This is a genomic window from Hydrogenophaga sp. A37 (genome assembly GCF_002001205.1).
Taxonomy (GTDB): domain Bacteria; phylum Pseudomonadota; class Gammaproteobacteria; order Burkholderiales; family Burkholderiaceae_C; genus Hydrogenophaga.
Genome location: NZ_MUNZ01000133.1, coordinates 1 through 18,170, shown reverse-complemented (window position 1 = coordinate 18,170; position 18,170 = coordinate 1). Strand labels below are relative to the sequence as shown.

Genomic DNA, 18,170 nt, shown 5'->3' with positions numbered 1-18,170 from the left:
GTCAGGCGAACACCTCGGCCTGCCGGAAGGCGGCGCCGGCCTGGTCTTTCGCTGAAAGAAGGGGGGATGTGGCGGTGTGCCAGTCGATGCCCAGGTCGGCGTCGTTCCAGACGATGCAGCGCTCGTGCGCCGGTGCGTAGTAGTCGGTGGTCTTGTAGAGAAACTCGGCGGTGTCGCTGAGCACCACGAAACCGTGGGCAAAACCCGGCGGCACCCAGAGTTGGTGCTTGTTGTCGGCGCTCAGCAGCGCGCCTACCCAGCGACCGAAGGTGGGGGACGAGCGGCGGATGTCCACGGCCACGTCGAACACTTCACCCTGAGTCACCCGCACCAGCTTGCCTTGTGCTTGCTGGACCTGGTAGTGCAGCCCGCGCAGCACACCCTTGCTCGATTTGGAGTGGTTGTCCTGGACAAAATCGACCGCATGGCCGACGGCCTCTTCAAACCGGGCCTGGTTGAAGCTCTCATAGAAGAAGCCGCGATCGTCACCGAACACCTTGGGTTCGAACAGGATGACTTCAGGGATGGCCAGGGGAGTTGCTTTCATGGCGTTCAGCGCAGGTCGTCTTTGATGATTTGTTGCAGGTACTGCCCGTAGCCGTTTTTGGCGAGGGGCTTGATCAGCCGCTGCACCTGTTCGATGTCGATCCAGCGGCTGCGGTAGGCAATCTCTTCGGGACAGGCCACCTTGAGGCCCTGGCGTTTTTCCAGGGTGGCGATGAACTGTCCGGCTTCGAGCAGGCTGTCGTGGGTGCCGGTGTCGAGCCAGGCGTAGCCGCGGCCCATCACTTCGACGTGCAGCTGATTGGCTTCGAGGTACAGGCGATTCAGGTCGGTGATTTCCAGTTCGCCACGCGGCGAAGGCTGGAGGTTCTTGGCCAGCTCCACGACCTGGTTGTCGTAGAAGTACAGACCGGTGACGGCGTAGTTGCTCTTGGGCTGCGCAGGTTTTTCTTCCAGGCTGAGCACCTTGCCTGAGGGGTCGAACTCAGCCACGCCGTAGCGGTGCGGGTCGTTCACGTGATAGGCAAACACGGTCGCGCCATCAGGGCGATCCGTCGCGTTGCCGAGCAGGGCGGCGAAGTCGTGGCCGTAGAAGATGTTGTCGCCCAGCACCAGCGAAGAAGGGCTGTTCCCCAGGAAGTCTTCACCGATGATGAAGGCCTGCGCCAGACCGTCCGGGCTGGGTTGCACGGCGTATTGCAGGTTCAGGCCCCACTGGCTGCCGTCGCCCAGCAACTCAGTGAAGCGCGGGGTGTCCTGCGGCGTGGAAATGATCAGGATGTCGCGGATGCCCGCGAGCATCAGCGTGCTCAACGGGTAGTAGATCATGGGCTTGTCGTACACCGGCATGAGCTGTTTGCTCACGGCTTGGGTGACGGGGTACAGACGGGTGCCCGAGCCGCCGGCGAGGATGATGCCTTTTCTGTGCATGGCGTTCATAGGATCTGTTGCAGGATGTGGTCGAGGCCTTGCTGCCAGTGCGGCAGTTGCAGGCCAAAAGTTTCGCGGAAATGCGTGGTGTCCAGGCAGGAGTTCAGCGGTCTGCGGGCCGCTGTGGGATATTGGCCCGTGCCAATGGGGAGTATGTCGTTTGGCGTGAGACGAAGCGAGCGGCCTGTGCGCTGGGCGTAGCCGATCACGAAACGCGCGTAGTCGCACCAGTTGGTCTCACCGCCCGCTGTCATGTGATACAGCCCAAACGGAAAGTTTGCCGCTCCAGCGGTCTGCAGCCGACGCACCAGATGCGCCGACACGTCGGCAATTAGCGCGGCCGATGTGGGTGCGCCATGTTGGTCATTCACCACGTTGAGCTGCTCGCGTTCGGTCGCCAGCCGCAGCATGGTTTTGGCAAAGTTGCTGCCGTGCGCACCGACCACCCAACTGGTGCGCAGAATCAAGTGATGGGGCGTGGCCTGCGCCAAAGCGCGCTCGCCTTGGAGCTTGCTGCGACCATAGGCGCTCAAAGGGGCTGTCGCGTCATCCTCCGTGTACGCGCCCAATTTTTGACCGTCGAACACGTAGTCGGTCGAAAAATGAATCACCGCAGCGCCCAGCTTTTTCGCCTCTTCGCCCAATACCGCCGGCGCCAAGGCGTTGACCGCCATCGCCTGGGCTGGGGCGCTTTCGGCGCGGTCTACCGCCGTGTAGGCAGCGGGATTGACAATGAGCTGAGGCTTGATCCGCTGAACCAGCGCGCGCAGGGCGACTGCGTCCGAAAGGTCGCAGTCGCCAGAATCTACTGCATGCACCTGTCCCAGAGGGGCCAGGGCGCGCTGTAACTCAAAACCGACCTGCCCGTTCTTGCCGGTCAGGAGGATGTTCATGCAGTGGCCCCGTACTGCTGACCGATCCAGTGGCGGTAGTCGCCGCTCTGCACATGGGCGACCCAGTCTGGGTGGTCCAGGTACCACTGCACCGTTTTACGAATGCCGCTCTCGAAGGTTTCGGCCGGCTTCCAGCCGAGTTCACGGTGGATCTTGCTGGCGTCGATGGCATAGCGGCGGTCGTGACCCGGACGGTCTTTCACATAGGTGATCTGGCTTGTGTAGGGCTGGCCATCGGCACGTGGACGCATCTCGCCCAGCAGGGCACACACCGTGTTGACGATCTCGATGTTGGGCTTTTCGTTCCAGCCACCAACGTTGTAGGTTTCACCCACCCGGCCGGCCTCCAGCACGCGACGGATCGCGCTGCAATGGTCCTTGACGAAGAGCCAGTCGCGCACCTGCATGCCATCGCCATAGACCGGCAGCGGTTTGCCCGCCAAGGCGTTGACGATCATCAGCGGGATCAGCTTCTCGGGGAAGTGGTAAGGCCCGTAGTTGTTCGAACAGTTGGTGGTGAGCACCGGCATGCCGTAGGTGTGGTGGTAGGCGCGCACCAAGTGGTCGCTCGCCGCCTTCGTGGCCGAGTAGGGGCTGTTGGGCGTGTAGGGGGTGGTCTCGGTGAACGGCGCGTCTCCGGGCCCGAGGGTGCCGTAGACCTCGTCGGTCGACACGTGGAGGAACCGGAATCCCTCCTTGTCTGCGCCTTCCAGCGAACCCCAGTGGGCGCGCACGGCTTCGAGCAGATGAAACGTGCCAACCACATTCGTCTGAATAAAGTCCTCAGGACCGTGGATCGATCGGTCCACGTGGCTCTCTGCCGCGAAATTCACCACCGCGCGCGGGCGGTGCTCGGTCAGCAGGCGATCCAGAAGGGCGCGGTCACCGATGTCGCCCTGAACAAAAATGTGCTGGGGGTTGCCTTGCAGGCTGGCGAGGTTTTCGGGGTTGCCGGCATAGGTGAGCTTGTCCAGGTTCACCACCGTCTCGTCGGATTGCTCCACCCAGTCCAGTACAAAATTCGCGCCAATAAAGCCTGCGGCACCGGTGACCAGAATCATTTTCTTTCCTGTGTTTGTCTTGTGTTTGCTGTTTGAGCCGTCGTCACCGCTTCAGGCCAAGGCGTGATGCGTCAGTTTTTTTGACCGATGGTTGTCGGATGCACGGGTGGCAAACGGCCCAGGTGCTTGTAGAAGTAGCGTGCCATGCTCTCGGCGTGCCAGGTCATGTAGCGCGGGTTGTGCCGGCTGGCCCGCTGGGCTTCGTGCACCACGGTGACCCCTGGATCGCACATCACTTTCCAGCCTGATTTCCACAGGCGGGCGCAGATGTCAACATCTTCGTAATAGAGATGGAATTTAGCATCAAAGCCTCCCACATCCCGAAATGCCTCTGCGCGAAACAGCAGGAACATGCCCGCGACCCACTCCACCGGCTGCGGTTCCAGGGTCGGGCTCGGCTGCAGGTGGTACCGACCGTCGTCTCCGCCGAGCAGCTTGCGTCCCAGGTTCCAGGGGGTCGGGAAACGCCGGGCATTGTCTTCCGGGTGACCCGCAGGGCAGAGCACCAAAGGCGCCAACAGGCCCACGCGTGGGTCTTGCATGGCCGCCAGCAGCCCTGGGAAGGGGTTGGACAAGAGGCGTATGTCGGGATTTGCCACGCAGAAAAAGGACTGCTCGCAGCCCTCGAACGCCTGGTTGTGATTGCCAGCAAACCCCATGGGCGACGGGTTTAGCAAGTGGCGGGTCGACAGGCTGGTCGGCAGCGCCAGGCCGATGTCGGGAACGTTCTCGGTCACCACCAGCTCGGTGACCTCGTGCATCCGTTCCAGATCGCGCAGGAAGTGGTTGGCGAGAGACGCCTGACGATGGCTCACCAGAGACAGGCGCATGCTCACAGCCTTCTCAGCACGCGGTAAAGCGTTCGCTGCAACGGCGGCACCGGTAAGTCGAGGTGTGATGCCACCCACAACGTGAATCTTTGGCGGGCCGTCAGTTCAGGCCGGAAGCGTTCAAGAAACGCTGTCGCCTGCCGCGCATTCAGGCGGAAGATATCGCCATGCCGGTCGTCGAACAGTCGATGAATGATGCTCTTGAACACCACGGGTTGGTCCTGTGCCTTGGCGCCAATGGCGTTGCTGGCGTGCTGGCGGTAGTCGATCAGCGGTGTGTCCAGGTAGGTGCGGCACCCGAGCGAGCTGGCGACGAGCGACAACCACCAGTCGTGCATGATGGCCTCGGACGGTACTGGAAGGCCCTTTTCAAGCAGGGCGCGGTTCATCAGGCTGGTGCACCCCGTGAGCGTGTTGCTCAACAACTGCGCGGCGAACCCGCTGCGCTGGGTTTGCAAACCCTGGTAGCGGGCCATGGACGGTGCAATTTCCCGCCCGTCTTCGGCGATCACGCGAAGATCGCTGTGGACCAGCGCCGGTTGGCCTGGGTGCGCCTGTTCAAGGCGCCGGATCTCGGCCACGGCGGTGGCGAGCTTGTCGCTGTGCCACAAATCATCCTGATCCGACAGTGCCACGTAACAGGGCTGATCGGCCCACGGGGCGGGCACCTCAAACGCCAGCGCTGCGTGCATCAGCCGCGAAAAATTGCCGCTCGCACCGAGGTTTCCCAGCGCGTCCTCGATCAGGTTCACCTGGTCCGGCCAACGTTGCTGGTGTGCCCGCAGCAGATCGACCGACGTGTCGGCCGATCCGTCGTCTCGACACATCAGGAGAACCTGTACACCGGTCTGATTCAGGACGGACTCAATCTGTTGCGCGAGAAACCGGGCTCCGTTGTAGACCGGCAGCAAGACCAGCACGACGCTGGCGTCATGCAGTGGGTTGCTGGAGGTTGGTTGTGATTCCACAGGGGTGCTCATTGTGTTTTTTGCCGGCTTGATCGGTCGGCTCAGATGCGGTTCATCGCCAGCCCGAGCCACAAAGAGGCGCGCCCCGACAGCGTCTGGCGCCAGAGCCCGCTGCGTCGACCCGCCTGTATGCGGCCGAGCGCGCCCGGTTGCCGGCGCATCGCCTGGAAGTTGCGCAGCAAGTGCAGCGCTTCTGGCTTCAGCGCAGGTGCCAGGTCGTTCATGGCGGCTTCGGTCTGGTCGCCCCAGGTGCGGTACTGGCCCCGGAACAGTTTGCCGATGCGCTGGACCTTGTCCCACGAGCGCCCTTGCGATCCGATCAGGTTGTCGGCATGTTGCCGGTACAGCAGGCAGGGTTCTGGATCGAAGCACATCACCCCACCGCATCCCGTCACCGCCTGATAGGCGCACCAGTCGTGCAAGACCGCGTGCTCCGGTTTGATCAGACGCAGCAGATGCAGCAGCGCGCTGTTGAACACCATGGTGTTTCCGCTGGCCACGTTCTGCAGCAAGGCGTTGCCGAAACCCAGGCGGCGCGTCGGTTGTCGGCTGACACCGGTCGGCTGGAGATGCTCATTCACCAGTCGGGTTCGCGCTGCGTACAAGGCGGCCTGACCGGGCGCGGGTTGGAGCGCGTGCAGGGCGGCCACGGCGCGGGTCAGCTTGTCGGCCATCCACACGTCGTCCTGGTCGCTGAAGGCGAACAGATCGCCTTCGCTGTCGGGCTGCACCGTGTTGAGCAGGTGAAAGAAATTGGCGGTGGAGTGGCGTCTGGGCCCGCGGATCACCCTGATCGAATGGTCGGGGTGTTGCGCCGCAAAGGCCTCACAAAGGGCCACGGTGTTGTCTTTGGACCCGTCGTCGCTGACGGTCAGGCTCCAGTTGGGGTGCGTCTGGCTCGCGATGGACGTGAGTTGCTCACCGATGTATCGCGCGCCCTGGTAGCTGGCCAGCAGCACATGGATTCGGGGCGTGGGTCCCGCCGATGTCGGCGCGCGCTCTGTCATTCGGCAGCGCGGCGCACGCCCAGCACTTCATTCAGGATGGCCGAGAAACGTTGACCAAAGGTGGTTGTGGCGCACTGCTGCTGAAAGACGGCATGGCCATTGGCGGCGATCTTGTGGCGCAAGGGCTCGTCGTTCTTCAGCCGCAAGATGGCGTCGGCCAGCGCCTGTGGGTCCGCCGGGTTCACGAGGAGCACGCTCTCTTCGTGCTGGAGCAGCTCCTGCACCGGCGCATTGCGGCTGGTGATCAGCGGCTTGCCCACGCCGATGGCCTCGACCACCTTGTTGGTCAACACCAGTTGGGCGCGGGCGTTGTCACCAAAGATGCCCAGGCAGACATCAGCGCGCGCCATCAGCTCGGCCAGCTTCGCGTAGGGAACTGGCGCCAGGAAGTTGACATGGGGCAGAACCAGATCGCGCGCCAATTGCATGTCTTCCTCGTAGGTGATGCCTTTTCCGACGATCTGGAACTTCACCCCGTGCGGCTCCAGCAGCTTGGCGGCCTTGAGGATGTGGCGCACACCGTGGAAGGGGATGTATTCGCCGTGAAAGTGCACGAGGAACTCGCCGTCGGCTGGCCGGGCTGGCCCGGGCTTGATGACGCTGTCGTCCACGGCCAGAAAGAGGCGCCGAAACTTGCTGGTTTCAGTGTGGATCGTGCGGCCGAAGTGCGCGATCACGTGGTGGCTGTCGAGGATGGACAGCTTAGACACCTTGTACGACAGCCAGTCGCTCAGGCCATAGATGCGCGCCTTGAGCGAACCCGGTGCGGCTTTTTCACGGTCGAACACCATGGTGTCGTAGGTCGTGATGTACATGTCGAAGAGGATGGGCTTCCAGGTCAACAGGCGCACCAGCGGGGCCAGCAACTGGCCGTAGAAACCGACCACCACCGCGTCGCAGCGGGGCGCGTTCAGCAAGGTCTTGAGCAGCAGGCCGGGGTAGTGCTTGAAGGCTTTGTCGGGTGGCAGGCACTCCACCACCTCAAAGCCGTTCTGGCGCAAGGCATTGAGCACGATGCGGGTGCGTGAATAGGCGGCCTCCCGTCCAGCGACATACAGAATCTTCATGCGTCGCTGCGGTCAATAACGGACATGGGCCTTGACCATCAGGCTGGACGTGTGCTTGACGTCCTGGAGCTGGGTGCCGTAGGTGGCAGTGAATTGCAGGTTCTTGGCCACGCTCAAGGCGGCCTGCAGACCCAGCTGGGTGCGTTCGACCTTGGCCAGCGGGAAGATCTCGCGCTGAACCACGCCGGGCGTGCCGGATTCCTGCATGGACACCGTCACCGAGTCCCGCGACAGGCTGGACACGTGGTGCAGGCTGCCGCCGAACTGCAGTTGTTTTTGACCATCCAGCGCGATGGGATCGGCCTGCACATCCACGCCCACGCCGGTCAGCCACTCGTTGACCCGGTTGGAGCTGAACATCACGTCGGTGGTGTACAGCGTGGAAGTGAGGGCGGGGTCCAGCGTGTGGGACTGGCTGGTCAGCGACATCCACGGGGTCACGCTGAACATACCGCTGCGCATCGGGTAGCGCAGCTTGTTCTCGAACGACCAGGTATTGCCCTTGCTGTTGTTGTCCAGTGTGCGTTGGACCATCTCATCCTGGGCGTTGCCGCTGAAATTCAGATCCAGATGGGACAGCTGGCTGCTGAGCACCCAGCCAGACACCGGCTTGTTCCAGTACAGCGAGACCGCGTCGGAGGTGAATTGTTTGGAATTCCGGAGCGCGCTGGTGGACAAGTACTTGGCTTGGTCCTGCTGGAATACGGCCACACCGACCCGGCTGCTGCTGGCGTTGTTCTCGGAGCCCAGGTTCATGTCCAGAGCCAGGCCGCTGGGTGCTGAAGCGTTGCCTTTCTGTGTGTTGGCGAAGGGCTGGAACACCTTGCTGTTGCGCGGCGAGAAGCTGAGGGGTTGCTGCGTCTGCATGCCCAGCGGCACCAGACGGAAGCCGGGCTTGAGTGCTTTCTGCTCGGCCATGCTGAGCACCAGCGTGCTGTTGTCGATGTCCTGGTTGATGCGTCCTGCGGCGTCAGCGCCGGCACTGACGCTGTTGGCCCAGTCCCATCCCCGGGTGAGGTAGTGCTGGTAAACGCGGGTGATGATGTCCTGACCCCGGTTACCGAAGTGAGTGGCGTCGTTGAACAATGCATCGATGGCTGAACGCGATGGATCGGCCGTCGACACATTGGTGAAGCCGTACTTTGCCGGGTCGGTGAAGATGCGCTGGAACACGGTGTACATGTCCACGGCGATCACGTTGGGCGTGGCGTTTGCGACGGAGGCGATGTAGTTGTTCCAGCCGATCACCTGCTTGGATGCCAGTGGCGCCACGCCTGGGGCGCGACCCCAGTCATGGAGCTGCGTCACGAACAGGCGGCGGTTGTCGCTGGCCGCGCCAGCGGCGATCAGGCGGTTGACACCGTCCGAGTAGCCCTTCTTGGCGTTGGTGAGGTTGTTGTCTGGGCTGCCGTTGCGGCCCATGTCGTTGTGACCCAAGTAGACCACGGTGAGGTCACCGTCGGCGATACCCGTGCCCCGGCCTTCCCAGTTGCTGATCTGTCGATCAAAGGCCCGGGCCTCGCCGTAGCTGGCGCGGGCGCCACCGATGGCATAGATGTCGGATTTGGTGACTGTGCCGCGCGCTTGCATCTGGGTGGCCCAGTTGATGGTGCCCACCGAGCTCGTGAAATTAGGGTCGGAGTAGCTGTCGCCGAACACCCGCATGGTGTTCACATGAACCTCACCCAGCGCACTGCCACCGCTGCTGCTATAGGGGTTGGCCACGCTGGGGGTCGAGCCGCCAGAGCTGGCGCAGCCGGCGATCAACGCGCTGACGGCGAGACCGATCAATGAGAGTGACGGGGTGGGTTTCATGGCGTTCCTTGACTCGGAAGATGGATGCATTGATCAGTCGCTGCCGAACAGGTCGCGCGTGTAGACCTTGTCCTGCACATCGGCCAGCGTGGGCGTCAGGCGGTTGGTGATGATGACGTCGGATTCTTTCTTGAACGCATCCAGGTCGTTCACCACCGGTGAATGGAAAAACTCCGCCTCATTCAGGGCCGGCTCGTAAATGATGACCCGCACGCCCTTGGCCTTGATCCGCTTCATGATCCCCTGGATGCTGGACGAGCGGAAGTTGTCCGAGCCCGCCTTCATGATCAGGCGGTACACCCCCACGGTCTTCGGGTTCTTGCGCAGGATGCTGTCGGCGATGAAGTCCTTGCGCGTGGTGTTGGACTGCACGATGGCCTGGATCAGGTTCTGCGGCACTTCCCGGTAGTTGGCCAGCATCTGCTTGGTGTCTTTGGGCAGGCAATAGCCGCCGTAACCAAACGAGGGGTTGTTGTAGTGCGCCCCGATGCGCGGATCCAGGCCCACGCCCTGGATGATCTGGCGCGAGTCGAGGTCGTGTGCCGCCGCGTAGGTGTCGAGCTCGTTGAAGTAGGCCACCCGCATCGCGAGGTAGGTGTTGGAAAACAGCTTGACCGCTTCGGCTTCGGTGGAGTCCACGAACAGGACTTCGATGTCCTGCTTGCGTGCGCCTTCTTTCAGCAGGCCGGCAAAAACCTCGGCGCGCTCGGAGCGTTCGCCCACGATGATGCGTGAAGGGTGCAGGTTGTCGTGCAATGCCTTGCCTTCTCGCAGGAACTCGGGCGAAAACAACAGGTTTTGGCAGCCAGTCTGCGCCTTGATCTTGGCGGTGTAGCCCACCGGCACGGTGGACTTGATCACCATCACAGCGTCCGGGTTGATGCGCATCACGTCATGGATCACCGCTTCCACCGAACGGGTGTTGAAGTAGTTGGTCTCGGCGTCGTAGTCGGTGGGTGTGGCAATGATGACGAAGCTCGCGCCTTCGTAGGCATCGTTCTTGTCCAGCGTGGCCCGCAGGTTCAAGGGCTGGTTCGCCAGGAAGTCCTCGATGTCGGTATCGCCGATGGGGCTCTTGCGTGCGTTGATGAGTGCCACTTTTTCAGGGACGATGTCCAGGGCCACCACTTCGTGGTGCTGAGACAACAGCACAGCGTTGGACAGACCGACGTAGCCGGTGCCTGCAACCGCAATTTTCATGAAAAGCCTTCGATGGATGGAGCCCGCGGGCAACTGCGCGGCGGGTTCAGAGTGGGTTCACTGCCGGCCTCGGCGCGAACACCCCGGGGTGCTCAGCGATCGGTCAGGGCCAGGGGCACAGCGTTACCGAAAACCTACTAATTTTGCCACAAGGCTTCCGGCCGGCCTGCGCTCAGCGGTCAGTTGAGGACTCCCAGTGCGAAGGGCAGGCTGACCATGCCCAGCAGGGTGGACAACGTGACCAGGCCGGCCACATAGGGTCCGTTGTAGCCCATGCGCGCAGCCAGCACGTAGCAGCTGGAGGCGGTGGGCACGGCGGAAAACATGAGCAACACCGTGGTCTGCGTCGGGTCGAGACGGAACAGGCGGGCCATGCCGAACGCCATCAGCGGCATGCCCAGGTGTTTGGCGCCCAGCACGAGAAAGCCGAGCGTCTTGGCCTGCGCCAGGGTGCCGAGCTGCATGCCGGCGCCCGCCGCCATGAGCCCCAGCGCGAGCGAGGCCTGCCCGATGCGGTTGACCGTGGGCTCCAGCCACACCGGCATCGAAAACCCCAGCAGGTTGGCCACCAGACCGCTGGCGGTGCCGATGATCAGCGGGTTGCGCAGCAGCTCGCGGGCGAAACCCTTGTTGGCGTGATGGGCCATGGGCCAGACCGCGCCCACATTGAACAGCGGCACGCACACACCGATCAGCACCGCGATCATCAGCAGACCCTCCGGACCGGCCACCTTGTCGGCCAGGGCCAGCGCAATGAAGGAGTTGAAGCGAAATCCCACCTGCGCACTGGCGGCGTGCAGCCGCGGGTCGATCCGGCGGCCGAGCCAGGGCCAGTGCGGCAGCGAGTACGCGAGTGCGATGCCGGCGGCGCCCAAAGCGAGGCCGGCGCCCATGAGGCTGGATGCGGCGTCGAGGTCGAGTGGGCTTTTCACGATCGAGTGAAACAGCAGCACCGGGAACAGGAAGAAGTACACCAGGCTCTCCACCTGCTCCCAGACCTTGCGGTTGAGCGCGGTGAAGCGGCAGACCAGGTAGCCACAAAGGATCAGCGAAAAATCCGGAAAGAGCAGTTGCGCGAAGTTCACTGGTTGAGCATAGCGCCACGAACGAGGCGCTTCCGGGGGTTTGTACTTATGTAGTCTCCCCATGGTCAAACGGGCGACGGCTCTCTACAGTGCGGGCAAGTCGGCAGGGGTAATATGCCCGCTGCTATCGTTTTGTTTGTCGTTGTTCAAGGAGTGCTCGCCATGGTTTCGCGTCGTCAGCTGTTTGCCCTGGGTTGTTTCACCGCATCGTTGGCCGCATCGGGCGCGACCTGGGCGCAGGCCTACCCCAGCAAAATCATTCGGTTGCAGGTCCCGTTCGCGCCGGGCGGCACCACGGACATCATCGCGCGGGTCATGTCAGAGCCCCTGGGCAAGTCCATGGGTCAGAGCGTGATCGTGGAAAACAAGGCCGGTGGCGGCGGCGTGGTGGGGGCCACCGAGCTGGCGCGCAGCCCGGCCGACGGCTACATCCTGGGCATGGCCACGGTGTCCACCACCGCCGCCAACCCGGCGATCAACCCCAAGATCCCATACAACACCCTCACCGACTTCACGCCCATCATCAACATCGCCGCCACGCCCAACGTGATCGCGGTGCACCCCAGCTTCCCGGCCAAGGACTACAAGGCCTTCATCGCCGAACTCAAGAAAAGCCCGGGCAAATACAGCTACGCCAGTTCGGGCACCGGCGGCATCGGTCACCTGCAGACCGAGCTGTTCAAGAACCTGACCAGCACCTTCGTCACCCACATTCCCTACCGCGGCGCGGGCCCGGCACTCAACGACACGGTGGGTGGCCAGGTGCCGATCATTTTTGACAACCTGCCGTCCGCCCTGCCGCACATCAAGGCCGGCCGCCTGATCGCCATCGTGGTGGCTGCGCCGCAGCGCCTGGCCTCGCTGCCGGACGTACCGACCTTCAAAGAGGTGGGTCTGGAGCCGGTGAACCGCATGGCCTACTACGGCCTCATTGGTCCGAAGGGCATGCCCAAAGACGTGGTGGACAAGATCTACAACGCCACCAAGACGGCACTGACCGACCCGGCCGTGAAGAAACGCATCGAAGACACCGGCTCGCTGATCGTGGCCAACACACCCGACCAGTTCACCGAGCAGATCAAGGCCGAGTTCGAGGTCTACAAAGGCGTGGTCGCCAAGCAGAAGCTCTCGCTCGACTGATGGATGCTGCCGCGCTGGCGCGCAGCGAAGCCAGCGCCAGCGCCTTCATCGATGGCCTCTGGCTCGAAGAAGGCCTCGCGCGCAACACGCTCGACGCCTATCGGCGTGATCTCCGCCTCTTTGCCGAATGGCTGGCCAGCCCCGACGGTGGTGAGCGCGCATTGCCCGAGGCGGGCGAGGCGCAGATCAACACCTATTTTTCAGCCCGCCATGTCCAGACCCGGGCGACCACGGCGAACCGGCGCCTCACGGTGTTCAAGCGCTACTTCCGCTGGGCGCTGCGCGAGCGCTTCATCTCTGCCGACCCGACCCTGCGCCTGAGCGCCGCACGCCAGCCGATGCGCGTGCCCAAGACCTTGTCTGAGGCGCAGGTCGAGGCCCTGCTCAACGCGCCCGACACCGACACACCGTTGGGTCAACGCGACCGCGCCATGTTGGAGCTGATGTACGCCAGCGGCCTGCGCGTGAGCGAGCTGGTGACGCTCAAGACCTTTCACGTGGGACACAACGAGCATGTGTTGCGCGTCACCGGCAAGGGCAACAAGGAGCGGCTGGTGCCGTTCGGACAGATTGCCGGCCAGTGGCTGCAGCGCTACCTGGGCACGGGCCGGCCCGAGATTCTGGCCGGTCAGCAAAGCGAAGACCTCTTTGTGACCTCGCGGGGCACCCGCGCGGGCGAGGCCATGAGCCGCGTGATGTTCTGGAACCTGGTGAAGCGTTATGCGCTGCAGGCCGGCATCACCACACCGCTCTCGCCGCACACGCTGCGCCACGCCTTCGCGACCCACCTGCTCAACCACGGTGCTGACCTGCGCGCGGTGCAGATGCTGCTGGGCCATGCCGACATCTCCACCACCACGATCTACACCCACGTGGCGCGCGAGCGGCTGAAAAGCATCGTGGCGCAACACCACCCGCGCGGCTGAAGTGAAACACCCCCGCAGCGCTTCGCGCTACCCCCAAGGGGGCGGCACTGGCCGTCCGGCAAAGCCGGCCCGGCGGTGCCCTGGGCGACGCCGTCTCTGAATCAACCCGCGCAGCTCACTGAGCCATGCGCAGTCGACGCGCCGCATCTTCATCGCGCGCATCGTCGATCTCGCGCATCACGCTGGCCAGGTCTACATCGGCGTGGGTCGGCTTGTAGCGCCCGGTCAGCGGGGTGTCGTTGCTCAGCAGCCCGCTCTGGTACAGGCTCCAGATCTCGGGCCCGTACTGCGTGGCGCGCAGTTCGGGTGCAAACTGGCCGAAGAAGTCGCGCAGGTTGGCCACGTCGCGCAGCAGCATGCGCGGCGCGTGGTTGTTGCCGGCGGCGTCCACCGCTTGCGGCAGGTCGATGATCACCGGGAAATCCACACCATCCGCCACGCCCGAATGCGCCAGCAGGATGTTGAACTCGGACAGATCGCCGTGCACCACACCCGCACACAACATGCGCACCACCTCGGCCACCAGGGTGGCGTGGTGCTGGCGCGCCTGCTCGGGCGTGAAACGCACGTCGTTCAGGCGCGGGGCGGCATCGCCATGCGCGTCGGTCACCAGCTCCATCAGCAGCACACCGTCGCAGAAGTTGTAGGGCTGCGGAACGCGCACGCCCGCGGCGGCCAGGCGGTAGAGCGCGTCCACCTCGGCGCTCTGCCAGGCCGCTTCCTGCGCCTCGCGGCCAAACTTCGTTCCCTTGGCCATGGCGCGGGCCTGGCGCGAGTTCTTGACCTTGCGGTTTTCGGTGTAGTCCACCGCCTGCCGAAAGCTGCGGTTGTTCGCCTCTTTGTAGATCTTGGCGCAGCGGGTCTCATCGCCACAGCGCACGACGAACACCATGGCCTCCTTGCCGCTCATGAGCTGGCGCACCACCGAGTCGATCAGGCCTTCTTCGATCAGCGCTTGCAGCCGGGGCGGTGCCTTCATGCGGGCCGCCGTGTGGAGCGAGAATCGCTCACTTGGGCGCCAGCGACCAGCCGGCGCGCTGGTTCGTCTTGTCGTTGGTGTAGTGCCAGTGGGCGCCGCAGCGGTCGCAGAAATAGCCGGTGATCGTCACCTGAACCTCGCCGCGAAGTTCCTTGCGGTGTTTGCCCTGCTGCAGTTCGGGGTGGCCTGGCGCGCCGCGCCAGTTGCGCTGGATGCCCTGGCAGGGTTCGCACAGTGGCGAGGGCTCGGTAGGAGCGGTGGATTCTGGAGTGGCGTTCATGGCGGTGTGGTCGGTACAGGTGAAGATTGGCTGGGCAGGAGGATGTGTTGGGTGTGTGCCATGGTCCGCCGGGTCAAAACAGACCTTCGGCGTGTCTGGCCCGGGCCGGCGCCTACAACGGTTGCGTGACCAGCTCGACGACCAGGCCTTGCCCGGTCACGGTGATGCGGCCAGGCCGCAGGCCCAGCAGGTCGGCCATCGCCGCTTCTTTGGGCTGCAGCTGGTAGAGCACCACTTCACGCAGCGACTGTTCGGCCAGCGGCGGCGCGTAGGTGTTGAGCATCTCCACCGCCTCGGGCGCCAGATCGGGAAACCGGAAGCGGTAGACCTTGAGCTGGTGCGCTCGCAGGCTGCGGTCGCTGTGCTCGTAGCGCAGCGCGAAATCGACGGTGAAAGAGCCCTGCTGGGTGCGCGGGAGCGCGGCGCCTGCGGCGGTCACCGGCATCACGGCGCGCAGGCGGTTCTGCTCGGGGAGCAGGCTCAGGCGCGGGGCGCTGAGGTCCAAGTTCACCAGCCCGGCCACCGGGTAGCGCATGGGGTAGCGCTTGGCCACCTCGCTTTGCAACAGGTCCAACGGCACGGTGAAACGGGGCGGGGCGGCGGCGGGGGCGTCGCTGCCTGACGTCAGCGGTGGCAGGCTGGTCTGGGCGAGGCTCAGGCCCGAACCCAGCAGCAGACCGGTGGTGACGAGGCGTCGGCGTTGCATGGCGGGTGCGCCGTTATTTGTAGAACACCTCGACCCGGCCCTTGAGCTGGATCAGCAACGGCTGACCCTTGCGGTCCAGTGTTTTGGCCGAGGGCACTTTCACCCAGCCTTCGCTGATGCAGTACTCGGCGACGTCGAAGCGTTCCTTGTCGTTGAAGCGGATGCCGATGTCGTGCTGGAACACGGCAGCCACGTGGTAGGGGCTGCGGGTGTCGATGGCGAGGCGGTCGGGGAGAGCGGGTCGGGAGGTCGTGTCGTTCATGAGGCTATTTTCGGGCAGTTTGACCCCAGGGCGACCGTATCGCTCCCGGGGCCACGATCAAGGGCGATAGACCGCGCAGGCTTTGGGTGTTTTCGGGGTGGGGTCGCCGCCGAAGCTGCGCGCATCGCAGCTCACCCCGTCGCGGGCATGCACGACCCGGTAGAGGCCGTTGGCGCCGAAGCGCACGTGGCCTTCGCCGCGAAAACGGCAGGCCTGGGACTCTTTGGCACAGGCGACCCAGAAGCGGTCGTCCAGCGGCGGAATTTCGTCGGCGTCGGGCCGCCGGGCCACGGTGCGGTCCACCGGCACGGTGTTGATGTCGCAGGTTTTCTGCACGCCGGGTGCCGGGTCTCCGAAGTTTTTCGCATCGCAACGGAAGGCGCCAACCACTTGGCGGTAGTGGTACTGGCCGGGCATGCCGTAGCGCACCAGGGTGGGGGCTGATGGTGAGCAGCTGTTGCCCTCATCGGCGCAGAAGGCCCAGCGGTTGGCATCGCGCCGGTCCATGCCGGGGCTCACGGTCACATTGCCGAAGCGGTCGTTGTCGCGTGGACCTCGCTCACCATGGTCCTGTTCGGCGCGGGTTGGTTCGCCACGGCCCGCGGTGCGGACCTGGCATTTCTTGCGCGCACCGTAGACCGGGTCGCCGAATTCTTCGACGCTACACTCGATCTGGCCGGTCTCGCGGCGCAGGTTGTAGGCACCGTCGGCACCAAAACGCACCACACGCTCACCGCGAAATCGGCAGACCTCGCCTTCCTGGGCGCAGTCTTCCCAGCCGCGTTCCCGCGCCTCGCGCTCGGGTCGTGGCAAGGCCCTGTCCCAGCCCAGGCGGTACTCACACAGCTTGGGCACACGCCGCGCCGGGTCGCCGAACTCGCTGATCTCGCACTCGATGCGCCCGTCCACGTTCTTCGCCGTCGAGTAGCGCCCGGGCGCCCCGAACCGGACCTGGGCCAGGCCGGGCACAAAGCAGGTCTGGCCCTCGCGCGCGCAGGGCACCCAGTCGGCCGGGTCGTTGTCCTGCGCGCTGGCAGGGCTCAGCGCCAGGGCGCTGAGCAACAGGGCGGCGATGTGGATCAAGGTTTTCATGGAGGCCTCCGTGCGGTCGGAAAAATCGGTGGATGGCGCGAGGCGGCGCGGCCGTTCAGTCGTTGAGCACGCGCACCTTCACGCTCTTGCCTTTGATGCGCCCGTCGTTGAGCCGGCTCGCGACCTGCTCGGCGATGGCGCGGTCCACCGCCACGTAGGTGGACCAGTCGTTCACGTTGATCTTGCCCACCTGCTCGCGCGTGTAGCCGAGGTCGGCGGTCAGCGCACCCAGCACGTCGCCGGGGCGGATCTTTTCTTTGCGTCCGCCCTGGATGTGCAGTGTGGCCATGGGTGGCACCAGCGGCGCCTGGCTGGCGGGCTGGAGTTCGCTCAAGGCGTGCCAGTCGGACTCGCGGCCTTGCATCTGCTCGATCTTGCCGACGTATCCCATCTCGTTCAGGCTGGCCAGATTGAGCGCCAGCCCGCTCTCACCGGCGCGCCCGGTGCGGCCGATGCGGTGCACATGCACCTCGGCGTCGGGCGTCACGTCCACGTTGATCACGGCGGCGAGGCTGGCAATGTCCAGCCCGCGCGCGGCCACGTCGGTCGCGACCAGCACCGAACAGCTCTTGTTGGCGAAGCGCACCAGCACCTGGTCGCGTTCGCGTTGCTCCAGCTCACCGAACAGGGCCAGCGCGCTGAAGCCCTGCGCTTGCAGCACGGCCACGAGATCGCGGCACTGGGCTTTGGTGTTGCAGAAGGCCAGCGTGCTCGCCGGGCGGAAGTGCAGCAGCAGCTGGCTCACCGCATGCAGGCGCTCGGCGTCCTTCACCTCGTACCAGCGCTGCTCGATCTGGCCGCCGCTGTGTTGTGCTTCGACCTTGATGGTGAGCGGCTCGCGCATGAACTGGGCGCTGAGCTTGGCGATGCCTTCGGGGTAGGTGGCCGAAAACAGCAGCGTCTGGCGCTCTTTCGGGCATTGCCTGGCCACCTTCACGATGTCGTCGAAGAAGCCCATGTCGAGCATGCGGTCTGCCTCGTCGAGCACCAGTGTGTTGAGTGCATCCAGCTGCAGGCTCTGGCGTTCCAGATGGTCCATGATGCGGCCGGGCGTGCCGACCACGATGTGGGCGCCGTGCTCAAGCGTGGCGAGCTGGCCGCGCAGCGGCACGCCGCCGCAGAGCGTGACGACCTTGATGTTGTCTTCGGCGCGCGCCAGGCGCCGGATCTCGGTGGTCACCTGGTCGGCCAGCTCGCGCGTGGGGCAGAGCACGAGCGTCTGCACGGCAAAGCGGCGCGGGTTCAGGTTGGCCAGCAGGGTGAGCGCGAAGGCGGCGGTCTTGCCGCTGCCGGTCTTGGCCTGCGCGATCAGGTCTTTGCCCAGCAGGGCCTGCGGCAGGCAGGCCGCCTGGATCGGCGTCATGCTCAGGTAGCCGAGCTGTTTCAGGTTGTCCAGCGTGGCGTGGGTCAGGGGCAACTGGCTGA

At 64.4% G+C, this 18,170-nt stretch carries 19 protein-coding genes; 2 read left to right on the top strand and 17 right to left on the bottom strand.

All coding sequences use genetic code 11. The features are described from left to right. Window position 1 precedes the first annotated feature (1 nt). The 11 genes from rfbC to B0E41_RS18370 form a co-directional block, all read right to left on the bottom strand. The gene (rfbC, locus tag B0E41_RS18420) at window positions 2-547 is read right to left on the bottom strand and encodes a dTDP-4-dehydrorhamnose 3,5-epimerase (RefSeq protein WP_077333031.1); all 546 of its coding nucleotides are present in this window, start codon (window positions 545-547) and stop codon (window positions 2-4) included. A 5-nt stretch (window positions 548-552) separates the two neighbouring features. Further along, window positions 553-1,443 carry a glucose-1-phosphate thymidylyltransferase RfbA gene (gene rfbA / locus B0E41_RS18415; RefSeq protein WP_077333029.1) on the bottom strand — a complete coding sequence of 297 codons (891 nt, stop codon included), beginning with the start codon at window positions 1,441-1,443 and terminating at the stop codon, window positions 553-555. Continuing rightward, the gene (gene rfbD, locus B0E41_RS18410; protein WP_077333027.1) at window positions 1,440-2,327 is read right to left on the bottom strand and encodes a dTDP-4-dehydrorhamnose reductase; all 888 of its coding nucleotides are present in this window, start codon (window positions 2,325-2,327) and stop codon (window positions 1,440-1,442) included. The genes rfbA and rfbD overlap by 4 nt, the downstream gene beginning before the upstream one ends. After that, window positions 2,324-3,388, bottom strand: coding sequence for a dTDP-glucose 4,6-dehydratase (gene rfbB, locus B0E41_RS18405; protein WP_077333025.1), 1,065 nt, complete (start codon window positions 3,386-3,388; stop codon window positions 2,324-2,326). Before rfbB ends, rfbD begins: the two co-directional genes overlap by 4 nt. A gap of 71 nt (window positions 3,389-3,459) precedes the next feature. Continuing rightward, window positions 3,460-4,218, bottom strand: a complete 759-nt coding sequence (locus tag B0E41_RS18400) for a glycosyltransferase family 2 protein (RefSeq protein ID WP_077333023.1) — start codon at window positions 4,216-4,218, stop codon at window positions 3,460-3,462. 2 nt (window positions 4,219-4,220) lie between these two features. Beyond that, on the bottom strand, window positions 4,221-5,129 hold the full coding sequence (locus tag B0E41_RS18395; RefSeq protein WP_171984815.1) for a glycosyltransferase family 2 protein: 909 nt from the start codon (window positions 5,127-5,129) through the stop codon (window positions 4,221-4,223). Between the two features lie 98 nt (window positions 5,130-5,227). Continuing rightward, entirely contained in the window at window positions 5,228-6,193 is a 966-nt protein-coding gene (locus B0E41_RS18390; RefSeq protein WP_077333019.1) for a glycosyltransferase family 2 protein, read from the bottom strand. Beyond that, window positions 6,190-7,260, bottom strand: coding sequence for a glycosyltransferase (locus B0E41_RS18385; RefSeq protein WP_077333017.1), 1,071 nt, complete (start codon window positions 7,258-7,260; stop codon window positions 6,190-6,192). The genes B0E41_RS18390 and B0E41_RS18385 overlap by 4 nt, the downstream gene beginning before the upstream one ends. A 12-nt stretch (window positions 7,261-7,272) precedes the next feature. Continuing rightward, complete coding sequence (locus B0E41_RS18380; RefSeq protein ID WP_171984814.1) at window positions 7,273-9,075, bottom strand: SGNH/GDSL hydrolase family protein; 1,803 nt, start codon at window positions 9,073-9,075, stop codon at window positions 7,273-7,275. Between the two features lie 33 nt (window positions 9,076-9,108). Continuing rightward, window positions 9,109-10,275, bottom strand: coding sequence for a nucleotide sugar dehydrogenase (locus tag B0E41_RS18375; RefSeq protein ID WP_077333013.1), 1,167 nt, complete (start codon window positions 10,273-10,275; stop codon window positions 9,109-9,111). A 179-nt stretch (window positions 10,276-10,454) separates the two neighbouring features. Further along, complete coding sequence (locus tag B0E41_RS18370) at window positions 10,455-11,360, bottom strand: AEC family transporter (protein WP_077333011.1); 906 nt, start codon at window positions 11,358-11,360, stop codon at window positions 10,455-10,457. A gap of 162 nt (window positions 11,361-11,522) precedes the next feature. Between B0E41_RS18370 and B0E41_RS18365 the strand changes: the two genes are divergently transcribed. Together B0E41_RS18365 and xerD are read left to right on the top strand one after the other, a co-directional pair. After that, on the top strand, window positions 11,523-12,500 hold the full coding sequence (locus B0E41_RS18365; RefSeq protein ID WP_077333009.1) for a tripartite tricarboxylate transporter substrate binding protein BugE: 978 nt from the start codon (window positions 11,523-11,525) through the stop codon (window positions 12,498-12,500). Beyond that, on the top strand, window positions 12,500-13,426 hold the full coding sequence (xerD, locus tag B0E41_RS18360; protein ID WP_077333007.1) for a site-specific tyrosine recombinase XerD: 927 nt from the start codon (window positions 12,500-12,502) through the stop codon (window positions 13,424-13,426). The genes B0E41_RS18365 and xerD overlap by 1 nt, the downstream gene beginning before the upstream one ends. Window positions 13,427-13,541: 115 nt before the next feature. On the opposite strand, the gene B0E41_RS18355 is transcribed toward xerD, so the two are convergent. The 6 genes from B0E41_RS18355 to dbpA all read right to left on the bottom strand — a co-directional run. Then, on the bottom strand, window positions 13,542-14,405 hold the full coding sequence (locus tag B0E41_RS18355; RefSeq protein WP_077333005.1) for a PA4780 family RIO1-like protein kinase: 864 nt from the start codon (window positions 14,403-14,405) through the stop codon (window positions 13,542-13,544). Window positions 14,406-14,433: 28 nt separating this feature from the next. Next, on the bottom strand, window positions 14,434-14,685 hold the full coding sequence (locus B0E41_RS18350; protein ID WP_077333003.1) for a hypothetical protein: 252 nt from the start codon (window positions 14,683-14,685) through the stop codon (window positions 14,434-14,436). Window positions 14,686-14,797: 112 nt separating this feature from the next. Further along, entirely contained in the window at window positions 14,798-15,391 is a 594-nt protein-coding gene (locus tag B0E41_RS18345; protein WP_077333001.1) for a DUF1439 domain-containing protein, read from the bottom strand. 13 nt (window positions 15,392-15,404) lie between these two features. Further along, a complete protein-coding gene (locus tag B0E41_RS18340; RefSeq protein ID WP_077332999.1) occupies window positions 15,405-15,653 on the bottom strand; it encodes a DUF3297 family protein in 249 nt (82 codons plus the stop codon). Window positions 15,654-15,710: 57 nt separating this feature from the next. Continuing rightward, the gene (locus B0E41_RS18335; RefSeq protein WP_077332997.1) at window positions 15,711-16,745 is read right to left on the bottom strand and encodes a hypothetical protein; all 1,035 of its coding nucleotides are present in this window, start codon (window positions 16,743-16,745) and stop codon (window positions 15,711-15,713) included. A gap of 55 nt (window positions 16,746-16,800) precedes the next feature. After that, window positions 16,801-18,170 (bottom strand): ATP-dependent RNA helicase DbpA (gene dbpA / locus B0E41_RS18330; RefSeq protein ID WP_143433899.1); only part of this gene is annotated, 1,370 nt, incomplete at its 5' end.